We start from the raw sequence: 23,520 nt of genomic DNA on the forward strand, positions 1-23,520 counted from the left end.
GTCATTTGATCAGCAATTAGTTCGCCTGAACCTTTGCGCGCGCCTGCTCTTCGGCAACGCGCTGGGCAAACATCTGCGAGAAATCGATCGGATCGATCATCAGCGGCGGGAAGCCACCGTTGCGCGTCACGTCGGCAATGATCTGTCGTGCGAACGGGAAGAGCATGCGCGGGCACTCGATGAAGAGAACCGGCAGCATGTGTTCCTGCGGGAAGCCGGCGATGCGGAAAACGCCGCCATAGACGAGCTCCGTATGGAATACCGTCTTGTCGCCTTCCTTGGCTTCGGCGTTCAAGGAGAGAACGACGTCGAAGTCCGTGTCGGAAAGCGGGTTGGCGTTGACGTTGACATTGATGTTGATGGCAGGTGCCTTGTCGCGGGCCTGCAGCGAACGCGGTGCACCAGGATTCTCGAAGGAAAGGTCCTTGGTGTACTGTGCTAGAATGGTAAGGCTCGGGCTCGTTGCGCCGTTATTGCTGTTTTCGCTGTCCATTGGCTTTTCCTCGAGGGCATTGGATTTCGCCGCATCTATCATTTCGACGATGTCGTTACAACCCTAGGCCAGCCGGCGCTAATCTAGCAAGGGCCTCATTCGCCTAGGCTTTTGCCGGACCATGGCGACTTGCCGTTCGGGTCGCGCTGATAATCGTCCGCATCGAGATCGACGACGTTTGCGTTGTTATCACGATAAGGGGAGTGCGCCGATGTGCGGGACGGTCCGGATGCACCCACCACCACGAAACGGCGGCTCACATAATTCCACGCGAGATCCCGCACCGCAGGGATGAAGATGAGCAGCGCGACGATATCGCTGATGAAGCCGGGAATGATCAGGAGCAGCGCGGCGATGACGAACATTGCCGGCCGCAGCAGCTCGCGGCCGGGCACTGCGCCAGAACGTCCTTCCATCGACATGCGCTGCAGGATGCCGATGCCCTGCCTGCGCAACAACATCATGCCGGCCACGAAACTCAGCATAACCAGTCCGAGCGTCGCCCATAGACCGACCGCCTTGCCGACAATCACGAAGCCCGCGATCTCGGCCAAAGGCATGAGCAGCAGAAAACCAGGCAGCATTGTAAGGCGCATTATTTCTCTCCGGCTCTCACCGGTCTCCATTGAAATCGGCCCAACGTACCGGACCCATTTGAATCATCTGTATATGCAGACTATATGGGTATACAAATTCTAGATGTTAACAGATTGCGGCGGGATATGGGTTCAAACGACTTCATCACTTTGTTTTTTCTCGTGGCGGCGGTGCTGATATTTTTGCAGCTGCGCAACGTCCTTGGTCGGCGCACGGGAAATGAGAAGCCGCCACGCGATCTCTACACGCCGCGCGATGCCGCCGGCCCCGAGACGCCGGATGCCGGAAAGGTCGTAACCCTGCCGCGCCGCGATGCGGCAGGCGAGGAAGAAGACCGCTTCGCGGCAATCGACGCCTTCGCGCCAGCCGGCACGCCGCTCAATGAATCGCTGCGGGAGATGAACAAGGCCGATCCTTCCTTCAACCCGAAGGAATTCGTCAACGGCGCCCGCATGGCTTATGAAATGATCGTGATGGCCTTTGCCGATGGTGATCGCAAGACGCTCAAGAATCTGCTGTCCAAGGAAGTCTACGAAGGCTTCGATGCGGCGATCGCTGATCGTGAGAGCAAGGGCGAGAAGGTCAAGTCCACCTTCGTCGGCATCGATAAGGCCGAAATCAAGAATGTCGAGGTCAATGGCAGCGAAGCGCAGATCACCTTGCGCATCATCAGCCAGATGATTTCCGCCACCTACGACAAGGCCGATGTCCTTGTTGACGGTGACGCGGAAACCGTTGCGGAGATCAACGACCTCTGGACATTCGCACGCGACACCCGCTCGCGCGATCCGAACTGGAAACTCGTGGCCACCGAATCGGAACATGAGTGATGATGAACGAGGCTTTGCCCTCGAGGCGATAGGCTTTGACGATCTGGAAGGCTGGCGGGATGATGATCCCTCCAGCCTTTTCGAGGCTATGGAAGCCTGTCGCCAGCATATCGAACAGACCAAGCCCTACCGCACCGGATCGCTGGGCCTGACCAGCGCCGATCTTCTGGACCTGCTGCAGGCCGCGCGCGATGCCAGACCGACATCGGCAAGCGAGGCAAAAGCCTTCTTTGAAGCGCACTGTCGACCTTTCCTGATCAAGCGAACAGACGGCCAACCCGGCTTCGTCACCGCCTTTTACGAGCCCGAGATAGCCGTCTCAGATATTCCCGACGACGAATACCGCTTCCCATTCTACCGCCGCCCCGACGATCTGATCGACCTCGACGATCACAACCGTCCCGCCTCGATGGATCCGTACTACATGTTCGGCCGCCTGCGTGAAGGAACGATTGAGCCCTATCTCGACCGCGCCGCCATCGACAAAGGCGCGCTGGAAGGGCAGGGGTTGGAGATTTGCTGGGCAAAATCCAAGGTCGACGTCTTCTTCGTGCATGTCCAGGGCGCCGCACGCTTGCGCTATTCCGATGGGCGCACGGGGCGGATCACCTATGCGGCGAAGGCCGGCCATCCGTTTTCGGCGATCGGCAAACTGCTGATCGATCTCGGCGAAATCGACCGTGCCAACATCTCCATGCAGTCGATCCGGCATTGGCTGGGGATCAACCCCGACCGTGTCGATGACATTCTCGCGCACAACCGCTCCTACATTTTCTTCCGTGATGTCGAGATCGACAACGAGCATGCCGGCCCGATCGCGGCTGCCAAGGTGCCGTTGATCGCAGGACGGTCGCTCGCCGTCGATCGCCTGATCCACACCTTCGGCTTTCCGTTCTACATCCACTCGCAAGGCCTGCTGCATCTGCAGAATGGAAAGCCCTTCCAGCGTCTGATGCTGGCGCTCGACACCGGCTCGGCCATCGTTGGCCCGGCGCGGGGTGATATCTTCACCGGCTCCGGCGACGCCGCCGGTGAGCTTGCAGGCACCGTGCGCCACGACGCCGATTTCGCGATCCTGATCCCGAACGAAGCTGCCGCGAGGTTTGCGTGATGGCGAAGGATCGCAAGCTCAGCGCCGATGAACGCATTTTGTGGGGCAAGGTTGCCCGCAGCACGCGCCCCATGCCGGGCAACGCCGGGGCAATGAACGAGCTCGACGCTTTCCTGGTAGAGGCCGAAAAGGAAGCGGATGTCGCCAACCTGAAAGCCGCCGCCGCACCAAAATCGGTCGCAGGCGCTAGCGGGCAACCTGAACCGTCAGCGGCACCGAAGCCTGCGGGTGGCGTCCACCACCCACTGGAGCGCCCGGTGAAGCGCAAGATCGCCAAGGGCCGCCTCGCGCTTGAGGCGCGCATCGATCTCCATGGCCTCGTTCAAAGCGAAGCCCACATCATGCTGCTCGAATTCCTGATGCGGGCCCACGATCGCGGCATGCGCCATGTCCTCGTCATCACCGGCAAGGGCAGTTCGCTCGGCAGCGATGGCGCGTTGAAGCGTGCCGTGCCGATGTGGTTCTCCAAGCCTGAGTTTCGATATCTCATCTCGTCTTACGAGGCGGCGGCGCAGCATCACGGCGGCGAGGGCGCGCTCTACATCCGCCTGTCTCGTCGTGTGGGCGATCGGCTATGACGCCGTTCGGGGAAGCGATCCGCAAGCTGAGAGAGCGCAAGGGGGTGTCGCAGAAGCAGATGGCCGAGGCTTTGAACGTCTCTCCCGCCTATCTCTCGGCACTCGAGCATGGAAAGCGCGGCGTCCCGACGTTCGATCTTCTGCAGCGCATCGCCGGCTACTTCAACATCATTTGGGATGAGGCCGACGATCTGTTCCTGATCGCGCGCTTTTCCGATCCGCGAATTGTCATCGATACCTCGGGTTTGGCGGCCGAATACACCACCTTCGCCAACCGTTTGGCGGGGTCTATTCGCCATCTGGATGAGGCGACCCTGGCAAAACTGTCGGAGGTTCTCCAAAATGCTGAAAACGCCGACGGAAAACGGTCATAATCCCCTGTTTTATGCGCTCTTGGCGACCGCTGGCATTGGGAACTTCATGCAAAAACCCTATATTCAACGTGATTAAGGCCGGTGATTCGCCCGCGTGTCACCACGGCATCGACAACAGGGAATTCTCGACAATATGACCGATACACCCGCGACGGAAAACGGCGTTAGCACCGAGTATGGCGCAGACTCGATCAAGGTCCTGAAAGGTCTTGACGCCGTGCGCAAGCGCCCCGGCATGTATATCGGTGATACCGATGACGGCTCCGGTCTGCATCACATGGTCTACGAAGTCGTCGACAACGCCATCGACGAGGCGCTCGCCGGTCATGCCGACATCGTCACCGTCACGCTCAATGCCGATGGTTCCGTCACCGTGACCGACAACGGCCGCGGCATCCCGACGGACATTCACAGCGGCGAAGGCATTTCAGCTGCCGAAGTCATCATGACTCAGCTGCATGCCGGCGGTAAGTTCGACCAGAATTCCTACAAGGTCTCCGGCGGTCTGCACGGCGTCGGCGTTTCCGTCGTCAACGCGCTGTCGGTTTGGCTGAAGCTGAAGATCCGCCGTCAGGGCAAGATCCACGAGATGAGCTTCACGCATGGCGTATCGGATGCCCCGCTCAAGGAAACCGGCGATTCCGGCGGCCTCACCGGCACCGAAGTCAGCTTCATGCCGAGCTCCGAAACCTTCACGATGATCGAGTTCGATTTCAATACGCTCGAACACCGCCTGCGCGAACTTGCGTTCCTCAATTCCGGCGTCCGCATCCTCCTGACCGACAAGCGTCATTCCGACGTGCGCCAGGAAGAGCTGCTTTATGATGGCGGTCTTGAAGCCTTCGTGTCCTACCTCGATCGCGCCAAGAAGCCGCTGGTTGAGCGCCCGGTCGCCATTCGTGGTGACAAGGATGGGATCACCGTTGAAGTCGCGATGTGGTGGAACGATAGCTACCATGAGAACGTGCTCTGCTTCACCAACAACATCCCGCAGCGCGATGGCGGCACCCATATGGCCGGCTTCCGCGCCGCACTGACCCGCCAGATCACCTCCTATGCCGATACCTCGGGCATCACCAAGAAGGAGAAGGTCTCTCTGACGGGTGACGATTGCCGCGAAGGCCTGACGGCTGTTCTGTCGGTCAAGGTACCGGATCCGAAGTTCTCGTCGCAGACCAAGGACAAGCTCGTTTCGTCGGAAGTTCGTCCGGTCGTCGAAAATCTCGTCAGCGAGGCGCTGAGCACCTGGCTGGAAGAACATCCGGCTGACGCCAAGATCCTCGTCGGCAAGGTGGTTGAAGCCGCCGCCGCGCGCGAAGCCGCCCGCAAGGCGCGCGAACTGACGCGCCGCAAGGGCGCTCTTGATATCGCCTCGCTTCCCGGCAAGCTCGCCGATTGCTCCGAGCGCGATCCGTCCAAGTCCGAAGTCTTCCTCGTCGAGGGTGACTCCGCAGGCGGTTCGGCCAAGCAGGGTCGTTCGCGCGAGAACCAGGCTATCCTGCCGCTGCGCGGTAAGATCCTGAACGTCGAGCGCGCGCGCTTCGACAAGATGCTGTCGAGCCAGGAAATCGGCACGCTGATCACCGCGCTGGGCGCCGGTATCGGCAAGGACGAATTCAACGCCGACAAGCTGCGCTACCACAAGATCATCATCATGACGGACGCTGACGTTGACGGCGCCCACATCAGAACGCTGCTGTTGACCTTCTTCTTCCGTCAGATGCCGGAACTGATCGAGCGCGGTCACATCTACATCGCCCAGCCGCCGCTCTATAAAGTGTCGCGCGGCAAGTCGATCCAGTATCTGAAGGACGAAAAGGCGCTTGAGGAATACCTCATCGCCCAGGGTCTGGATGATGCAGCGCTCACGCTCGGCAGCGGCGAAGTCCGCGTCGGTCAGGATCTGCGCGAAGTTATTGTCGATGCGCTGCGCCTGCGCGCGCTGCTCGACAATCTGCATTCGCGTTACAATCGCGCAGTCGTCGAGCAAGCGGCCATCGCCGGCGCGCTCAACGCCGAAGCGATCAGCGATGGTACGCGCGCCCAGGAACTGGTGGCCGAAGTTGCACGTCGCCTCGACGTTATCGCCGAGGAAACCGAGCGTGGCTGGGAAGGCGGCCTGACGAGCGAAGGCGGCCTGCGTCTCGAGCGCATGGTTCGTGGCGTCAAGGAAGTCGTGGTTCTCGACATGGCGCTCATCGGTTCGCAGGATGCACGCCTGATCGACCAGATGTCGGCTCGCCTGAAGGAAATCTACCAGACGCCGCCGAAGCTGACGCGACGCGACGGCAACCTAGAACTGTCGGGTGCGCGCGAACTGCTGGAAGCCGTTTTCGCAAGCGGCCGCAAGGGCTTGACCATGCAGCGCTATAAGGGCCTTGGCGAAATGAACGCCGAGCAGCTCTGGGAAACCACGCTCGATCCGAACGTCCGCTCGCTGCTGCAGGTGCGCGTCAGTGATGCCACGGATGCAGATGGTCTCTTTGCCCGCCTCATGGGTGATGAGGTTGAGCCACGGCGCGAATTCATCCAGGAAAACGCGCTAAACGTCGCCAATCTCGACATCTGATCGCTGGCATTTATCGAAAACGGCCCTGCGGCTGACCAGCCGTGGGCCTTTTTTGTTGCGCCATTATCCGGCTACGAATTTACCTTTGAAGGCGACCTCGGCTAGCGGCTTGCGCTGGCTGGGGAATTCGCGTTCCTGGTTGCGCTCCGAAAGCACGCTTTTGTCAGCAAGACGCCCAAACGCAATTCCCGCTTCCACGCGGTAGCCTTCCGGAATGGCGAATGTGTCGCGGATTTCGTCATGCTTGATGCCGCCCATACCGTGGGCATAGAAGCCGGAAAGCTTGGCCTGAAGCGCCAGATAGCCCCAGGCCGTACCGGCATCGAAGGAGTGCGTATAGCTCTTGCGCCCCTCGGAAAAGTCGCCGCTGAAACCCTTGGACACGACGAAGATCAGTGCGGACGCATTCTTCGCCCATTCCTGATTGGACTCGACCAGGAGCGATACGAATTTGTCCCAGTCGTTTGATCCGTTCAGCGTGTAGATGAAGCGCCACGGCTGCTGGTTGGCAGAAGAGGGCGCCCAATGCGCGGCGTCCAACACGGCCAACAGGTCGGCCTCATCGATGATCTCGCCGGTAAAGGCGCGGGGCGACCAGCGGTCGAGAAAGATCGGCTCGATCGGGTATTGGGATTCGCGGCTGTTGCTCTTTGTCCTGATCTTTCCGATGGTTGGTGGCGCGGTGCCGGGGTTTGATCTCCTCGGCAAACGCAGTCTTGTCACTCTTGTGGATCCGTCAAGATATGTGGGGCACCCCGTGCGGGAAAGACAGTGGCCCCTTGCCCGGATTTTTGCCGGACTTTTAAACGAGCGTACCGATCGCACGAAAAGCCGTAATGACACCGGTGAATAATTCGTTCATAGGTGATGGAAACATGGCTCACGCTGAGGAGGATATTCGATGAAGCTCATGCGCGTTGGAGAGATCGGCCAGGAAAAGCCGGCAATGCTGGATGCGGACGGCAAGATCAGGGATCTGTCCGGTCATGTATCCGATATCGCGGGCGCGTCGATCTCGCCTGAGGGCTTGGCCAAGCTGGCGGCGATCGATCCGAAAACCCTTCCCGAGCTTCAGCCCGGCCGCATCGGTGCCTGCGTCGCCGGCACCGGCAAGTTCATCTGTATCGGCCTGAACTTCTCCGACCACGCCGCCGAAACCGGCGCCGCGGTGCCGCCCGAACCCGTCATCTTCATGAAGGCCACCTCGGCCATCGTCGGCCCGAATGACAATGTTCTCATCCCCCGCGGCTCCGAAAAAACCGATTGGGAAGTCGAGCTTGGCGTCGTCATCGGCAAGACCGCGAAATATGTCAGCGAAGCCGACGCTCTCGATTACGTGGCGGGCTATTGCGTCTCGCACGACGTCTCCGAGCGCGCCTTCCAGACGGAGCGCGCCGGACAATGGACCAAAGGCAAGTCCTGCGACACCTTCGGCCCGATCGGCCCATGGCTGGTGACCAAGGACGAGGTCGCCGATCCGCAGAACCTCGGCATGTGGCTGAAGGTCAATGGCGAAACCATGCAGAACGGTTCGTCGAAGACCATGGTCTATGGCGTCGCATTCGTCGTTTCCTATCTCAGCCAGTTCATGTCGCTGCATCCCGGCGACGTGATCTCGACCGGCACCCCTCCGGGCGTTGGCATGGGCATGAAGCCGCCGCGTTTCCTGCGCGCAGGCGACGTTGTCGAGCTCGGCATCGAAGGTCTCGGCACGCAGAAGCAGACATTTCAGGCCGATCTCTAGGCGTTTGACGAGTGTTAAGCATTTGAGCGCAGCATCATGCCGGGGAGAGGATCCCCGGCATTTCTTTATTGCGGTGCGGATCGCTCATGTTGCTGTGCAACAAAAACCTGTTACTGTGCGTTGAGATGCCAGCACATCGTTGGAAAGAGCCCGATGCCTTTCAGCAGGCGTCATCTTCCAGATGAAAGAAAGGTGATGCATCTCATGTTTTACCAGCTTTATGAACTGAATCATGCCGCGATGGCGCCTTACCGCGCCGTGGCCGATATCATGCGGCTTGCCTATGCCAACCCGCTCAATCCGCTGTCCCAAACCCCCTGGGGCCGGACGATGGCCGCAGCGCTCGAGATGTTCGAGCGCACGACGCGTCGCTACGGCAAGCCGTGCTTCGATCTGCCGGAGACCGTCATCGACGACAAGAAGGTCGCGGTTCGAGAAGAGGTCGTCTGGGCACGACCCTTCTGCAATCTGCTGCATTTCTCGCGCAAACTGCCGGCCGCTCACGCTCCCGATCCACGCATCCTGATCGTCGCTCCCATGTCCGGGCACTATGCGACGCTTCTGCGCGGCACGGTCGAAGCGCTGCTGCCGAGCGCGGATATCTACATCACCGATTGGATCGACGCCCGCATGGTGCCGATGACCGACGGGACCTTCGATTTCAACGATTACGTCGACTACGTCATCGAGATGCTGCACTTCCTCGGGCCAGACACGCACGTGATCGCGGTCTGTCAGCCCTCCGTGCCGGTGCTTGCTGCCGCAGCCGTCATGGAGGAGGCCAACGATCCGCTGGCGCCGGCGTCGATGACGCTGATGGGCGGCCCGATCGACACCCGCATCAATCCGACCGCCGTCAACCAGCTGGCCAAGGACAAGCCGCTGGAATGGTTCGCCGAGAACGTGATCATGAACGTCCCCTGGCCGCAGCCGGGCTTCATGCGCCCGGTCTATCCGGGCTTCCTGCAGCTCTCGGGCTTCATGTCGATGAATCTCGATCGGCATCTGGTCGCCCACAAGGAGTTCTTCATGCACCTGGTGAAGAACGACGGCGAGCCGGCCGAGAAGCACCGCGACTTCTACGATGAATATCTCGCCGTCATGGATCTGACCGCCGAGTTCTACCTGCAGACCGTCGATCAGGTCTTCATCAGGCACGCGCTTCCGAAGGGTGAACTCGAACACCGCGGCAAGCTCGTCGACCCCACGGCGATCCGCAACGTGGCGCTTCTGACTGTCGAGGGCGAGAACGACGACATCTCCGGCGTCGGCCAGACCAAGGCCGCGCAGACCATCTGCACAAACATCCCCGACCACATGCGCATGCACTACCTGCAGCCGGATGTCGGCCACTACGGCGTCTTCAACGGCTCGCGTTTTCGCCGCGAGATCGCGCCGCGCATCATCAATTTCGTCCGCGAGCATGGCCGCGCCGGAAAGCCTGCGGTCAAGCGCGTGATCAAGGGCGGCAAATCAACCTGATTTAGCATCATCTGAATTAGCTTTGTGCTTTCAAGGCCTTGTCCGATTTGAGCGGAAATCGTCTTGAAGCGGTGTCAAACGGTAACCACATCGATTTCCAGCGTTCGGCATTTCGCCGGGCGCGAAAATGCGAGGATACCGCACGATGAACCAGTCAGCATTGCTTCGCCCGGATTGGACTCCGGCTACCATTGCCCTGATGATCCTCGGCTTCGTGGTTTTCTGGCCTCTGGGTCTCGCCATGCTCGCCTACATCATCTTCGGGGAGCGTCTGCGCGGCTTCAAGCGCGACGCCAACAGTGCCGCCGATGGATTCTTCGCCGGCTGCCGACGTTCGCATGGCCGCTATCGCCCGCAATTCTCGACGGGCAATGTCGCCTTCGACGATTGGCGCAAGGCCGAGCTCGACAGGCTCGAGGAAGAACGCCGCAAGCTCGATGAAATGCGCGAGGATTTCGAAACCTATGTGCGCGAGCTCCGCCGCGCCAAGGATCAGGACGAGTTCGACCGCTACATGCGCGATCGCAAGAACACCAGGCGCGACGATAACGGCCCGGTTGCCGAATACCAGACGCCGTAACCGCGATCGGCATCGAAACATCAGCCGGCACCATCAGGTGCCGGTTTTTCTTTGACCGGAATTGCGACGAATCATATACAAAATGCCGATGTTCCCGCTCTTGTCCAAGCCACGACGCAGTGTCCGCAAACCGGCTCCGCCGGAGACGCGCACGCTCGACGTTGCCGGACGGCTGATGCCGCTGACGATCAAGCAGCACGAGCGCGCAACCCGCATCACGCTGCGCATCGAGCCCGGTGGCCGGGCGCTGAAGATGACGATCCCGAGCGGCTTGGCGCGACGCGATGTCGACGCCTTCCTCGACCGGCACCAGGGCTGGCTTATGACCAAGCTCGCGAAATTCTCGGCCGATACCGGCCTTCACGATGGCGGCACGATCCTGTTTCGCGGCGTGTCCCATCGCATTCAGCATACGGGCAGCCTGCGCGGGCTGACCGAAGCGACCGTCATCGATGGCAAGCCGGTTCTGCGCGTGAGCGGCATGCCGGAGCATCTCGGCCGCCGTATCGCGACGTTTCTCAAGAAGGAAGCGCGCGCCGATCTCGAGCGGCTCGCAAAGTTCCATGCACATTCGATCCGGGCGCCGATCAAGTCGATCTCGATGAAGGATACGCGCAGCCGCTGGGGCTCCTGTTCGGCCGAGGGAAACCTCAGCTTCTCCTGGCGCATCATCATGGCGCCGCCATCAGTCGTCGATTATCTCGCCGCCCACGAAGTTGCCCATCTCAAGGAGATGAACCACGGTCCCCATTTCTGGGCGCTGTGCAAGAAGCTGTGCCCTGGCATGGAGGATGCGAAATCCTGGCTGAAGCGGCACGGCAGCCTGCTGCACGCGATCGAGTTCGACTGATAAGCCCCGTCAATAAACCACCGTCCAAAATATCGCAGCACTCGGAATTGGCTCGACTCACGGCCTTTTTCGTGTCACTTCGCTGCCATGAAACCGGATATCAAAATCTGCGGCCTGAAAACGGCCGAAGCGATCGATCGCGCGGTGACGCGCGGCGCGACCCATGTCGGCTTCATCTTCTTCGAAAAGAGCCCGCGCTATATCGAGCCCGACGATGCCGCCAAGCTGGCCGACCGGGTGCGCGGCCGCGCCAAGATCGTTGCCGTGGTGGTCAATCCGACCAATGATGATCTCGACGAGATCGTTGCCACCTTGAGGCCGGATATAATTCAGCTTCACGGTGACGAGAGCCCCGAGCGCGTTTTGACCATAAAGGCCGTGTACGCTTTGCCTGTTATGAAGGCGTTTTCGATCCGCACGGCCGATGATCTGAAGCGCGTCGAGGCCTATATTGGTATCGCCGATCGTTTCCTTTTCGATGCGAAGCCGCCGAAGGGATCGGAATTGCCTGGCGGCAATGGCGTGTCCTTCGACTGGACGCTGCTCAGCTGGCTTGACGGCACCGTGGATTACATGCTTTCCGGTGGCCTGAACAAGGACAACATCGCCGAAGCCCTTGCCATCACCAAGGCGCCGGGGCTCGATGCGTCCTCGGGCCTGGAAAGCGCGCCCGGCGTGAAAAGCGTCGCACTGATTGATGAGTTTTTCGATGCGGTCGAGCAGGCTTGCCGGCCTGAAATGGCCTCAGGGAGTTGATAGTGAACGAGACCCCAAAACCCAATTCATTCCGCTCCGGTCCCGATGAGGATGGACGCTTCGGCATTTACGGCGGCCGCTTCGTCGCAGAAACGCTGATGCCGCTGATCCTGGAACTGCAGGACGAGTGGGACAAGGCGAAGACCGACCTGGAATTCCAGGCGGAGTTGAAGCATCTCGGCGCGCATTATATCGGCCGCCCGAGCCCGCTCTATTTCGCCGAGCGCCTGACCGCCGAACTCGGCGGCGCCAAGATCTATTTCAAGCGCGAAGAGCTCAATCACACCGGTTCGCACAAGATCAACAACTGCATCGGCCAGATCCTGCTGGCCAAGCGCATGGGCAAGACCCGCATCATCGCCGAAACCGGTGCCGGCCAGCACGGCGTTGCCTCGGCGACTGTTGCCGCCCGTTTTGGTCTCCCCTGCGTGGTCTACATGGGCGCGACTGATGTCGAGCGCCAGGCGCCGAACGTGTTCCGCATGAAGCTCCTGGGCGCCGAAGTGAAGCCGGTCACCGCCGGCCATGGCACGCTCAAGGACGCCATGAACGAAGCTTTGCGTGACTGGGTCACCAATGTCGACGACACCTATTACCTGATCGGTACGGCCGCCGGCCCACATCCCTATCCCGAGATGGTCCGCGATTTCCAGGCCGTCATCGGCGCGGAAGCCAAGGAGCAGATGCTCGAAGCCGAAGGCCGCCTGCCGGATCTCGTCGTCGCGGCCGTCGGCGGCGGCTCGAATGCGATCGGCATCTTCCATTCCTTCCTGGACGACGCCAGCGTCAAGATCGTCGGCGTCGAAGCCGGCGGCAAGGGCCTTCAGGGCGACGAGCACTGCGCCTCGATCACCGCGGGCTCGCCCGGCGTTCTCCACGGCAACCGCACCTATCTGCTCCAGGATAGCGACGGCCAGATCAAGGAAGGCCATTCGATTTCGGCCGGCCTCGATTATCCCGGCATTGGCCCCGAGCACTCCTATCTGAACGATATCGGCCGCGTCGAATATGTGCCGATCATGGACCACGAAGCGCTCGAAGCCTTCCAGACGCTGACCCGCCTTGAAGGCATCATCCCGGCGCTCGAGCCCTCGCACGCGCTGGCCGAAGTCATCAAGCGCGCGCCGAAGATGGGCAAGGACGAGATCATCCTGATGAACCTGTCCGGTCGCGGCGACAAGGACATCTTCACCGTCGGCAAGATTCTGGGAATGGGTGCATAAGTCATGACCGCACGTATGGACAAACGCTTTGCCGCTCTGAAGGCAGAAGGCCGCCCGGCGCTGGTCACCTATTTCATGGGCGGTGATCCTGATTACGACACTTCGCTCGGCATCATGAAGGCGCTGCCGGCAGCGGGCTCCGATATCATCGAGCTCGGCATGCCCTTTTCCGATCCAATGGCCGATGGCCCGGCGATCCAGATGGCCGGCCAGCGTGCGCTGAAGGCAGGACAGACGCTGAAGAAGACGCTGCAGCTCGCAGCCGACTTCCGCAAGACCGACAACGACACGCCGATCGTCCTGATGGGCTACTACAACCCGATCTACGTGCACGGCGTCGAACAGTTTCTCGACGACGCCCTGGAAGCGGGTATCGATGGCCTGATCGTCGTCGACCTGCCGCCGGAAATGGACGACGAGCTCTGCATCCCGGCACTGCGCAAGGGTATCAATTTCATCCGGCTGGCCACCCCGACCACCGACGAAAAGCGCCTGCCGGTCGTTCTGAAGAACACCTCCGGCTTCGTCTATTATGTCTCGATGAACGGCATCACCGGCTCGGCGCTGCCGGATCCGACGCTGGTCGCCGGCGCCGTCAAGCGCATCAAGAATCACACCGATCTGCCTGTCTGCGTCGGCTTCGGCGTCAAGACGGCTGACCACGCAAAGGTCATCGGCGCGTCCGCCGATGGCGTCGTCGTCGGCACGGCAATCGTCAATCAGGTAGCCCTCAGCCTGACCAAGGACGGGAAGGCGACAGCCGATACCGTACAGGCTGTCGCAACGCTCGTTCGCGGGCTGTCATCGGGAACACGTTCGGCGCGCCTTGTTGCTGCCGAATAGTTTTCCCACATTGGCAAGAGTTAATCAGGAGTTTTCGACTTGAACTGGATCACCAACTACGTTCGCCCCCGCATCAATTCCATGCTGGGCCGCCGCGAAGTGCCGGAGAACCTCTGGATCAAGTGCCCGGAAACGGGTGAAATGGTCTTCCATAAGGATCTCGAAGACAACAAGTGGGTCATCCCGGCTTCCGGCTATCACATGAAGATGCCGGCGAAGGCTCGTCTCACCGATCTCTTCGACGACGGCGCCTATGAAGCGCTGATCCAGCCGAAGGTCGCCCAGGATCCGCTGAAGTTCCGCGATTCCAAGAAGTATACGGACCGCCTGCGCGATAGCCGTATCAAGACCGACCAGGAAGACACGATCGTTGCCGGCGTCGGCAAGGTTCGCGGCCTGAAGCTCGTTGCCGTCGTGCATGAGTTCAACTTCATGGGTGGTTCGCTCGGCATCGCCGCCGGCGAAGCGATCGTCAAGGCATTCGAGCGTGCCATCGCGGAGAAGTGCCCGCTCGTCATGTTCCCGGCATCGGGCGGCGCCCGCATGCAGGAAGGCATCCTGTCGCTGATGCAGCTGCCGCGCACCACCGTTGCCGTCGACATGCTGAAGGAAGCCGGCCAGCCCTACATCGTCGTGCTGACAAACCCGACGACCGGTGGCGTCACCGCCTCCTACGCGATGCTCGGCGATATCCACATGGCCGAGCCAGGCGCCGAAATCTGCTTTGCGGGCAAGCGCGTTATCGAGCAGACCATCCGCGAAAAGCTGCCGGAAGGCTTCCAGACGTCGGAATACTTGCTCGAGCACGGCATGGTCGACATGGTCGTCAAGCGTCACGACATTCCCGATACGCTCGCGCGTGTCCTGAAGATCCTGACGAAGAAGCCGGCTGCCGTCGCTAATGAAAACACCGGCACGCTTGCGATCGCCGCAAGCGCCTGACCGCAAACATCACAGGCGGGTTGAGCGATGATACCCAGAGGTCAGACCGCGGTGAGCGAAGCAGCACAGGAAATCGACAAGCTCATGGGGTTGCACCCCAAGGGCTTCGATCTGTCGCTCGATCGCATTACCCGCCTGCTTGCCGTTCTCGGCGATCCGCAAAAGAAGTTGCCGCCGGTCATTCATGTGGCGGGCACCAACGGCAAGGGCTCCGTCACCGCCTTCTGCCGCGCGCTTCTCGAAGCGGGCGGCTATAGCGCCCACGTCCACACCTCGCCGCATCTCGTCAATTGGCACGAGCGCTATCGCATCGGCGTCGAGGGCGGACGCGGTAAGCTCGTCGATGACGCGGTCTTTGCCGACGCGCTGCGCCGCGTCGCTGCCGCCAATGCCGGCCAGAAGATCACCGTCTTCGAAATCCTGACGGCGGTCACCTTCATCCTGTTCTCCGAGCATCCTGCTGACGCGGCCATCATCGAAGTCGGCCTTGGCGGCCGTTTCGATGCCACCAATGTCATTTCCGATCCGGCCGTATCTGTCATCATGCCGATCTCGCTCGATCACCAGCCCTATCTCGGTGATAGCGTCGAGCTGATCGCCGCCGAAAAGGCCGGCATCATGAAGCGCAAGCGGCCTGTGGTCATCGGCAAGCAGGAATATGATGCGGCGCTCGACGTGCTGATCTCGACCGCTGAGCGTCTCGGTTGCCCGACCGCCGCCTTCGGCCAGGATTTCATGGCGCATGAGGAATACGGCCGGCTCGTCTATCAGGACGAATTCGGTCTCGCCGACCTGCCGCTACCCCGGCTTCCCGGCCGCCACCAATATGCCAACGCCGCCGCAGCCATTCGCGCCGTCAAGGCCGCGGGCTTCACTGTCACCGAAGCGATGATGGAGAAGGCGATGGCCACGGTCGAATGGCCAGGCCGCCTGCAGAAGCTCAGCGATGGCAATCTGATGGCAAGTGCGCCTTCGGGTGCGGAAATCTGGGTCGATGGCGGCCATAATCCCGGCGCCGGCGAAGTCATCGCCGAAGCCATGGCCAATTTCGAGGAAAAGCAGCCGCGTCCGCTCTTCCTCATCATCGGCATGATCAACACCAAGGATCCGATCGGCTATTTCAACGCCTTCAAGGGTCTGGCGGAAAAGGTCTATTGTGTGCCCATTCGCGGCAGCGACGCAATGATCGACCCCGTTATCCTCGCCAACGCCGCCTATGACGCCGGTCTGGTTGCCGAGCCGATGTCCACGGTCAGCGATGCACTCGAAGCGATCCGGGACACCGCCTTCGAGCGCGAACAGCCGCCACGCATCCTGATCGGCGGATCGCTCTATCTGGTCGGCGACGTGCTTGCCGACAACGGCACACCCCCCAAATGAAAAAAGCCCGGCATCGACCGGGCTTTTTTCATTCTTATGTCCTGACAGATCAGGCCGCGCTGGAGATCCAGCTCGAAAGAGCGGTCTTCGGAGCAGCGCCAACCTTGATGTCGGCAACTTCGCCGGCCTTGAACATGGCAAGCGTCGGGATCGAGCGCACGCCGAACTGGGCGGCCAGCTCAGGATTTTCGTCGATGTTGAGCTTGGCGACCTTCACCTTGCCCTGGAACTCGACGGCGAGTTCTTCGAGGCTCGGAGCGATCATCTTGCACGGGCCGCACCATTCAGCCCAGAAATCGACAACGACGGGTTCTGCGGATTCCAGAACTTCAGCCTGGAAATTATTGATATCGACTTTCACGGTAGCCATAAGGCCGCTCCTTTAAAGGATTCCTGTTGAAGCACATGTGATGGTGCGCCGGCGGGATTTCAATGACCGGTATTTCACTTTGTTTTGAGCTGTGCAAGCGCCAATGCCATGGTCTCAGGCGTCAGCGTGTGCACGGAGCCGTTCTCGGTGTAGACGAGCACGCAGTCGATCCGCTTGCCGGGATAGAGCGGCGCCATGATCGTCTGGTAGATGGCAAGCTGCGCCCGATGCGCGAAAGGAATGGCCGCAGCCGTATCCGGCGGCACGCGATTGGTCTTGTAGTCGAGGATGACGACCCGGTCGTCGAGCACCGCCAACCGGTCGACGCGACCCGAAACGGCATAGTCGCGCCCGTCGAGCGTAAGCGTCCCCATGATTGAGACTTCGGCCTGTGCATGGGCGTCGAAAACCGGCTGCAGATCCGGCACGTCCAATAGTTTCAGAACCGAATCGATCAACCTTTCGCGCTCATCCTGCGGCCAGAAACGGGCGGCGCGCTCGGCATAGCGCCTGGCCGCGTCCGCGCGTTCCACCAGCGGTATCTCGGGCAAGGTCTGCAGCATCCGGTGCAAAAGCCGGCCCTTTTGCAGCGCCCGGTCGGATTTCGGTTTGTCGGTGAAGAGCGGCGAAGCGACCAAGAGATTGTCCGCCTCCTCGTCGATGATCGTTCCGGCCCCGGAAGGGCTGAGGGGGCGAGGGAGCTTCTTCTGCGGCGGCAGCGGGCGATTGAGGTCAAACGGCAGGGCATCGCGGGCGGCAGTCTGCTCGACATGGTCGGCGCGCTCGAACATCCGCTCCATCGTCGGCACGCGCCATTCGACACCCTGCCAATCGCCATCTGGCCCGGAGAAAGTGGCGGCTTCGACATGCGGATGGCTGTCGTCCATCGCGGCCGTGATCATCGCATGCCAGGTATCGGTATTGAGCCGCACGCCCCTATAGCCGCAAACGATCAACTGATCGGCCGCGCGCGTCATCGCCACATAGAGAAGCCGGCGATATTCCTCTTCCGCCAGCACCTGGATACGCGCGGCATCGGCCTGCGTCAGCGAATTGCTGAGATCGCCGAGCGGCACCCAAACCGGTAGCGGCGGCCGCTCGCCGCTTTGCTCAAGCAGCCGCAGCTTCGGCATATGTGAATGCGTAAACGCCTTGGAGCCGCCATCGACCAGAAACACGATCGGCGCCTCAAGCCCCTTAGAGGCGTGCACGGTCATGATCCGGACCTCGTTGCGGCCCTTGTCCTGCTCGCGCTTGACGACGGGGGCCTCAAGCTCGAGCGTCGATATGAAGGATTGCAGGCCGGGCAGGGCGGCCGTCTCGTGGTCAAGCGTGAAAGTCAGAAACTCGTCGAGAATATCGCTCGCCTCGGTCCCCAGACGCGCCAGAAACTGCTGCCGCCCGCCATGAACACCAAGCACCCGGGCGTAAAAGTCGTGAACCGCAAGACTCTTTGAATCCTCGATAAACAGCTGGAGCCGAGTAACGACAGCGCCAAGACGCTCATTGCCATCCGCCGCATAGGCCTGCAGATGCGCCCATACGCTTTGACCGTCGCCACGCAGCGCCGCCACCGCGAAGATGTCGTCTTCGTTGAGATCGAAAAGGGGGCTCTTCATCACGGCGGCCAGCGAAAGGTCGTCTTCCGGCAAGAGCAGGAAGCGACCCAGCGCGACCAGATCCTGGATCGCAATATGGCTGGTGAGCCGCAACCGGTCGGCGCCGGCAACTGGAATATTGCCGCGCCGCTTCAAAGCGCGCGTCAGCGCGTTGACGAAGGCATCGCGCTTTCGCACGAGAACAAGGATATCGCCGGCCTCGATCAGCCGCTCCTTGCCCTTCTCGATGATCGTCTTCTTGCCGACCATCATGTCGATCGTATGCGCCATGCGCCGCGCCAGAATGGCGGCGGGCGCGCTCTCCGGCGTGGCGTCGAACGGCGCCGTCCAGTCCTCGTCCTTGATCGCGACCTCAGGCGCAATCATCTCCCAGAGATCGACGGCGCCAGGATGGCCGATACGATTGGAGCGATGCACCACCGGCTCACCGCCAGCACTCAGCCCGCGCGCATTGTCGGGTGGCGTGAAGATGTGGTCGACGGCGGCCAGCACGTCTGAGGTCGATCGGAAAGAGAGCGGCAATCGAACCGAGGAGAAATCCCGACCGCTCTGCGAAACGCGTTGCCGCGTGCGCCGGCTTTCTTCCGAGAAACGTTCGGGCCGCGCGCCCTGAAACGAATAGATCGACTGCTTCTCGTCACCCACTGCAAAAAGCGTGCGCACCACGTCGCGCGCGCTTTCGCCGGAGAAGAAATCCTCCGCCAGCGATTGGATCACGCTCCACTGGATCGGGCTGGTATCCTGCGCCTCGTCGACGAGAATGTGGTCGATACCCTGATCCAGCTTGTAGTGGATCCATGGCCCGACGTCGCTCTTGTTCAGGAGATCGGCGGTCCGGGTGATCAGATCTTCGAAGTCGAGCTGGCTTCGCTGCTTCTTGAGGTCGTCGTAGTCCCGATTGAGCCTGTCGGCGAGCACAAGGGCAGCGCGCGTGGCGTCGAACATCCGCACGATCTTCAGCCGGTCCCGGCACGAGACCACATGCGCGCGCGCCGCGGCAATCGCATCGGTAAGCTCCGGCGCCTGGGCGAGCATCGCCTTCACGGTGAACTGCCCGTCCGCTTTCGGCTCGCCCTTGGCGGTGAGAAAGATCTTTTCCAAAGTCGGAATCCGGCGAAGGACATCCGTTTCCCGCACCACGCCCTTCAGCGCGGAAGCGACTTCCTGCGCCTTGGCGCCGCCCTTGCTGTCCGCGAGCTCCAGATAGAGGCTTAGCGTACCGCCAGCCAAACCGGGCAGCGGCCAGTATTGCCCGGCGATCGCAAGCTCCGTGTCGTCTTCGGAAAGACCGAGCTCCGCCCGCAAGACATTGTCGAGACCACCATTCTGCTCGGCGGCCTGGGTGAATGCCTTGATCGCATTGCGGTTGGCAACGATCTCACCGAGCAGCGTTTCCAGCCCGGATTCGTCGCCAAGGTTGAGGACATAGGAGAAGGCATCCGCCAGCGCCTTGTCTTCCTCGGGCGTCGTCGCCGTCAGCAGCGAGCGGCGCGCGTCGGCAAGCAGCGTTGCGGCTGCGCGGTCGTCGAGCACCGAGAAGTGCCCCGCCACGTTCGCTTCCAGCGGAAACTGATGCAGCAGCGCTTCGCAGAAGGCGTGGATGGTCTGGATCTTCAACCCGCCCGGCGTCTCCAGCGCCTTGGCGAAAAGCCTGCGCGCCTCCGCCAACTTGAAGAAGTCAGGCGGCGTCCCCTCGATCTGGGCAATGCGCCTGCGGAGCTCCTCGTCGGAGAGAACAGCCCACTCGGCCAGCCGATCGAACACGCGGTTCGACATTTCGGAGGCCGCCGCCTTCGTATAGGTCAGGCAAAGAATCGCCGAGGGTCGGGCGCCGGATAGCAGCAGCCGGATCACCCGTTGCGTCAGAACGTGCGTCTTTCCCGATCCGGCATTGGCCGAAACCCAGGCCGATCGGCGCGGGTCGGATGCGATCGACTGCTGCACCGTCGTCCAGCTGGTCCAGTCGTGCGGGTCGTCGCCCTCGGGCAGTGCCGTTTCGTCACTCATCATTGCTGGCCTCATCGCTTTCGGCCGTCGACCACTCCGAGACGCGCGCAAGGTGATCGTAATCGCCGCCGAACTCGAATTGCTGCGCGGGAATAAGCCGCGAGGTGAAACCCTTCTCGCCGGATTGCAGCAGGGCCACGAATTTCACCAGCTGATCGATCGAATCGCCGGCAAGCTCGATCGCCGATTTAGCCTTGTCGCTGCGCGCCGAGAATTCGCTATTGACGGTATCGACCTGGAACCGACTTCCCGGCCGCAGCCGCACATAGAGCAGGTCCTGCGGCACCAGCTTGCCGGCATCCATGAATCCACCGGCTTTCAGCACTTCGGCCTCCAGCGCCAGCTGCGGATCGAGCAGCGCGCGCGCCTGCGCGGGCGAGGGGTTGTAGCCCGTCTTGTAGTCGATCAGATCGGCGGAGTGCGGCCCGGTGATGTCGATCCGGTCGGCAACGCCGCTAAGCCGGATATCGACCTGCTCGAGCTGCATGGCGCCGCGCACTTCGGTGAGTGTCCGCTGCAGCCCCGGCCGCCGCTCCGCTTCCCAGGCGAGGAACGAGCGCGCCACCTCGCGAAAACGCGGCCGCCAGACGGCATCGATATGCGCCGGCAGCTGCTCCATGTCGAACAGCTCGGTGAGGATGCGCTCCATCGCCGTCGTTCCATCGGGCGTGCCGGCGATGTTGCCCTCGCGGATGAACCGGTCGATGATCTTGTGATAGAGCGTCCCGCGCTCGGCAGCTCCGGGGTCGCGGTTGAAGGCATCGACGGCGTCGAGCTTCAAAACGCGGCGCGCATAGATCGCATAGGGGTCGCGCCGCAGCCGGCCGACCTCGCTGAACGAGTAGGATTTCGGCTGCACCTCGCGCGGTGGCGTCGGGCTTGGCCGTTGCGCCGGCGCTTGCCGCTGGCCCTCGTCGAGCAGCCCCGCCCAATGCACGAACTGCTCCCCCCGATCCTTCAGCGTGGCTTCGAAACTCTTCCCGCAAAAAGCCATCAGTCGCTGCAGCCAGCGCGAGGCGACTGTGGGCGTCGAGCCTTTGCGCAGTGCGCGCGTATAGACGAGATGCCGCGTCCCGTTGGCCATCTCGAAGTCATGCGCCAGCTGGCCGATACGGCGCTCCGGCGGCTCCAGCCCGATCTCGGTCTTCATCGATCGCGAGATGAAGGGATTGTTGGCCGTCTGGCCCGGCCACGACCCCTCGTTCAAGCCGCCGAGGATCAGCGTATCAACGCTTTGCAGGCGGGCTTCCAACGTGCCGAAGATGAAGAGCCTGGGATGGCTGAGCGCTTGCGGTTTCACCGCCTGACCGGCCGAGAGCGCCGCCATGATATCGATCCACTGCGCCCCATCCGCCTCGATCTGGCCGTCGGTCCCGATCACCTCGCCAAGCAGCGTCGCCAGCGTGTCGCCTGCCTCGCCCGACCACAGCCCGGAGAGATCACCCTTCTCATCGCGCGCGACCGCCTCGATGGCGCGGCCGGTGCGATCGGCCCAGTCGGAGAGCGTGAAGCGCGTGGTCAGGCCGCGGCCAGCAGTGTCGTGGCGCACGAGCGCGGAAGCGAGCGGTTCGGTTGCCTCGCCGACCCGGCGGGCAAGATCGCGCGCCAGATCGATCGCGTGGACGGGAAGGGCCTTGCGCCAATGCGGCGCGTGCCGGTCGAGCGCCTGCTCCGAAAGCTGGTGTTCGAGCAGCGGCCCAAGCGCGCTGATATCGACCTCCGCCACGCCGCCGCGCAAGGCCAGCAATTCGAGCGCTGCCACCGCTTCGGAAAGCGCGTTGCGCTCCAGCCCGAACCGCGCCAGTGGATGCTTCAGAAGGCTGACGATCGCTACCGGATCGCCCGGTCGCAGCGCCGCTTCAAGCAACAACTGCAGCAGAGTTCCCTGCGGCATGGCCGAAAGCGGCGTACCGGCGGAATCGTCGGCAACGATGCCGAAGCGCGAAAGCTCTGCCATCACGCGGCGAGCGAGGTTGCGGTCCGGCGTAATCAGCGCCGCACGGCTTTCGCCATCCTTGCCCGGCTGCTCCAATGCCAGCCGAAGCGCAATGGCGATCGCCGTTGCCTCTTCGCGCTCGTTGCCCGCTTCGATCAGCGATACATCGGCAAAGGCCGCGGCGATATCGCTCTCCGGAAGCATTTCCTTCCACCGGCTCCAGTCGCTGGTCGCCTCGGATGGAGACAGCGCATGCGAGAGGATTTGTGCGCGAACATCAAGCGCGTCTGGTGCGCTCGCAAGTGTCGAAACATCCTCGCGCGTCAGCCTCAGACGCTTCAGCAGTTGCGCCAGGCCATATTGCGAATGGCTACGGCTCGCGGCGTCGGCCATATCGGGGGCGACCATCCGCCAGTGCTCATCCGGCATGCCGACGTCAAGGCCAGGCAGCACGATAACGCCCTCGCGCCGCGCTGCCACGGCCGCGATCAGATCGGCCGTTGCCGGCACCGAACCGGTCGAGCCGGCGATGATGATCGGACCGCTTTCCGGCATCGTCGCGATGCGATTGGCTTCGGCCCTCAGGATCGCATTGCGGTGCCGCGCCGGCGAGGATTTGCCGAGCTCGTTCAAGCGTTCCGGCCAGAAGGCGCTGGCGATCTGCAGGAACTCCGCCGTCAGCTGCCACCACAGCGCATGATCCCTCGCGCTCAGCGTCGCAAGTTCGCTCCAGTCGCGATCCTCGGTCTCGATGGAATCGATCAGTTCGGCCAGGTTTCTGGCAAGCCAGATCGCGTCCGCCGGGCTTGCGGGCGCGACGAGCGGCGAATCCGAGTGGATGCTGCGCACAATCTCCGGCAGCTTGTTGCGCCAAGCGAGAATGAGCCGGGCCAGTTCCAGCAGCCGCGCTGTGTTGGAAAGCGGCTGCGCGAGATCGAGCGTTGCCGGCAGCGCTTCGTCGAAATAGCCGCTGTCATCATCCGTCTCGCCAAGCGGCCGGATGATCGGCAGGATCGCGGACCGCCCGCCGAGCAGATCGACGAACTCCGAGCGCAGCACGCGCACCGCGCGCCGCGTTGGCAGATAGATGGTCACCTTGGAGAGCGACAGCGGATCGGCGGGGTCATGGCGAAACAGCGGCGTCAGCCGTCCGTCGCAAAGCGTCTCTGCCAGGGTCGCGAGAAAGGGCAGCCCTGCCGGTATTGTCAAAACCCTGGGCTGGTGCCGCTCGCTCAT

20 protein-coding genes are annotated in these 23,520 nt (G+C 61.9%); 14 read left to right on the forward strand and 6 right to left on the reverse strand.

Annotated features, from left to right (window positions below; all coding sequences use genetic code 11):
- Positions 1–16: 16 nt before the first annotated feature.
- A complete protein-coding gene (gene secB / locus ACODTZ_RS19680; protein ID WP_018901123.1) occupies positions 17–493 on the reverse strand; it encodes a protein-export chaperone SecB in 477 nt (158 codons plus the stop codon).
- 95 nt (positions 494–588) lie between these two features.
- The gene (locus tag ACODTZ_RS19685; protein ID WP_489027383.1) at positions 589–1,089 is read right to left on the reverse strand and encodes an FxsA family protein; all 501 of its coding nucleotides are present in this window, start codon (positions 1,087–1,089) and stop codon (positions 589–591) included.
- A 126-nt stretch (positions 1,090–1,215) separates the two neighbouring features.
- Here ACODTZ_RS19685 and ACODTZ_RS19690 point away from each other — a divergent pair, with 126 nt between their 5' ends.
- From ACODTZ_RS19690 to gyrB, 5 genes are all read left to right on the forward strand, one after another.
- On the forward strand, positions 1,216–1,920 hold the full coding sequence (locus ACODTZ_RS19690) for a Tim44/TimA family putative adaptor protein (protein WP_018901125.1): 705 nt from the start codon (positions 1,216–1,218) through the stop codon (positions 1,918–1,920).
- A complete protein-coding gene (gene mltA / locus ACODTZ_RS19695; protein WP_489027385.1) occupies positions 1,913–3,031 on the forward strand; it encodes a murein transglycosylase A in 1,119 nt (372 codons plus the stop codon). The genes ACODTZ_RS19690 and mltA overlap by 8 nt, the downstream gene beginning before the upstream one ends.
- A complete protein-coding gene (locus ACODTZ_RS19700) occupies positions 3,031–3,609 on the forward strand; it encodes a Smr/MutS family protein (RefSeq protein ID WP_489027386.1) in 579 nt (192 codons plus the stop codon). The genes mltA and ACODTZ_RS19700 overlap by 1 nt, the downstream gene beginning before the upstream one ends.
- Positions 3,606–3,983 carry a helix-turn-helix domain-containing protein gene (locus ACODTZ_RS19705; protein ID WP_489027388.1) on the forward strand — a complete coding sequence of 126 codons (378 nt, stop codon included), beginning with the start codon at positions 3,606–3,608 and terminating at the stop codon, positions 3,981–3,983. Before ACODTZ_RS19700 ends, ACODTZ_RS19705 begins: the two co-directional genes overlap by 4 nt.
- Positions 3,984–4,116: 133 nt before the next feature.
- Complete coding sequence (gene gyrB / locus ACODTZ_RS19710; protein ID WP_112980319.1) at positions 4,117–6,552, forward strand: DNA topoisomerase (ATP-hydrolyzing) subunit B; 2,436 nt, start codon at positions 4,117–4,119, stop codon at positions 6,550–6,552.
- 63 nt (positions 6,553–6,615) lie between these two features.
- On the opposite strand, the gene ACODTZ_RS19715 is transcribed toward gyrB, so the two are convergent.
- On the reverse strand, positions 6,616–7,212 hold the full coding sequence (locus ACODTZ_RS19715) for a nitroreductase family protein (RefSeq protein WP_489027450.1): 597 nt from the start codon (positions 7,210–7,212) through the stop codon (positions 6,616–6,618).
- 241 nt (positions 7,213–7,453) lie between these two features.
- On the opposite strand from ACODTZ_RS19715, the gene ACODTZ_RS19720 reads away from it, so the two are divergent.
- The 9 genes from ACODTZ_RS19720 (at position 7,454) to ACODTZ_RS19760 (ending at position 16,352) form a co-directional block, all read left to right on the forward strand.
- Entirely contained in the window at positions 7,454–8,296 is an 843-nt protein-coding gene (locus ACODTZ_RS19720) for a fumarylacetoacetate hydrolase family protein (protein WP_489027390.1), read from the forward strand.
- A gap of 204 nt (positions 8,297–8,500) precedes the next feature.
- Positions 8,501–9,778 carry a polyhydroxyalkanoate depolymerase gene (locus ACODTZ_RS19725; RefSeq protein WP_489027392.1) on the forward strand — a complete coding sequence of 426 codons (1,278 nt, stop codon included), beginning with the start codon at positions 8,501–8,503 and terminating at the stop codon, positions 9,776–9,778.
- Positions 9,779–9,923: 145 nt separating this feature from the next.
- A complete protein-coding gene (locus ACODTZ_RS19730) occupies positions 9,924–10,358 on the forward strand; it encodes a DUF2852 domain-containing protein (RefSeq protein WP_489027394.1) in 435 nt (144 codons plus the stop codon).
- Positions 10,359–10,446: 88 nt separating this feature from the next.
- Complete coding sequence (locus tag ACODTZ_RS19735; RefSeq protein ID WP_489027396.1) at positions 10,447–11,208, forward strand: M48 family metallopeptidase; 762 nt, start codon at positions 10,447–10,449, stop codon at positions 11,206–11,208.
- An 87-nt stretch (positions 11,209–11,295) separates the two neighbouring features.
- Positions 11,296–11,964, forward strand: a complete 669-nt coding sequence (locus tag ACODTZ_RS19740) for a phosphoribosylanthranilate isomerase (RefSeq protein WP_489027398.1) — start codon at positions 11,296–11,298, stop codon at positions 11,962–11,964.
- A 2-nt stretch (positions 11,965–11,966) separates the two neighbouring features.
- Complete coding sequence (gene trpB, locus ACODTZ_RS19745) at positions 11,967–13,187, forward strand: tryptophan synthase subunit beta (RefSeq protein ID WP_489027400.1); 1,221 nt, start codon at positions 11,967–11,969, stop codon at positions 13,185–13,187.
- Positions 13,188–13,190: 3 nt separating this feature from the next.
- Entirely contained in the window at positions 13,191–14,030 is an 840-nt protein-coding gene (gene trpA / locus ACODTZ_RS19750) for a tryptophan synthase subunit alpha (RefSeq protein WP_489027402.1), read from the forward strand.
- A gap of 39 nt (positions 14,031–14,069) precedes the next feature.
- Positions 14,070–14,972: an acetyl-CoA carboxylase, carboxyltransferase subunit beta gene (gene accD, locus ACODTZ_RS19755; RefSeq protein WP_047509149.1), complete on the forward strand. Its 903-nt coding sequence runs from the start codon at positions 14,070–14,072 to the stop codon at positions 14,970–14,972.
- Positions 14,973–14,999: 27 nt separating this feature from the next.
- The gene (locus ACODTZ_RS19760) at positions 15,000–16,352 is read left to right on the forward strand and encodes a bifunctional folylpolyglutamate synthase/dihydrofolate synthase (protein WP_489027404.1); all 1,353 of its coding nucleotides are present in this window, start codon (positions 15,000–15,002) and stop codon (positions 16,350–16,352) included.
- Positions 16,353–16,401: 49 nt separating this feature from the next.
- On the opposite strand, the gene trxA is transcribed toward ACODTZ_RS19760, so the two are convergent.
- The 3 genes from trxA to addB all read right to left on the reverse strand — a co-directional run bounded on the left by trxA (position 16,402) and on the right by addB (position 23,520).
- A complete protein-coding gene (gene trxA / locus ACODTZ_RS19765; protein WP_018901140.1) occupies positions 16,402–16,722 on the reverse strand; it encodes a thioredoxin in 321 nt (106 codons plus the stop codon).
- Positions 16,723–16,796: 74 nt separating this feature from the next.
- Complete coding sequence (addA, locus tag ACODTZ_RS19770; RefSeq protein ID WP_489027452.1) at positions 16,797–20,348, reverse strand: double-strand break repair helicase AddA; 3,552 nt, start codon at positions 20,346–20,348, stop codon at positions 16,797–16,799.
- Positions 20,341–23,520 carry a double-strand break repair protein AddB gene (addB, locus tag ACODTZ_RS19775; RefSeq protein ID WP_489027407.1) on the reverse strand — a complete coding sequence of 1,060 codons (3,180 nt, stop codon included), beginning with the start codon at positions 23,518–23,520 and terminating at the stop codon, positions 20,341–20,343. Before addB ends, addA begins: the two co-directional genes overlap by 8 nt.

It is taken from the genome of Rhizobium sp. FG113 (genome assembly GCF_057809895.1).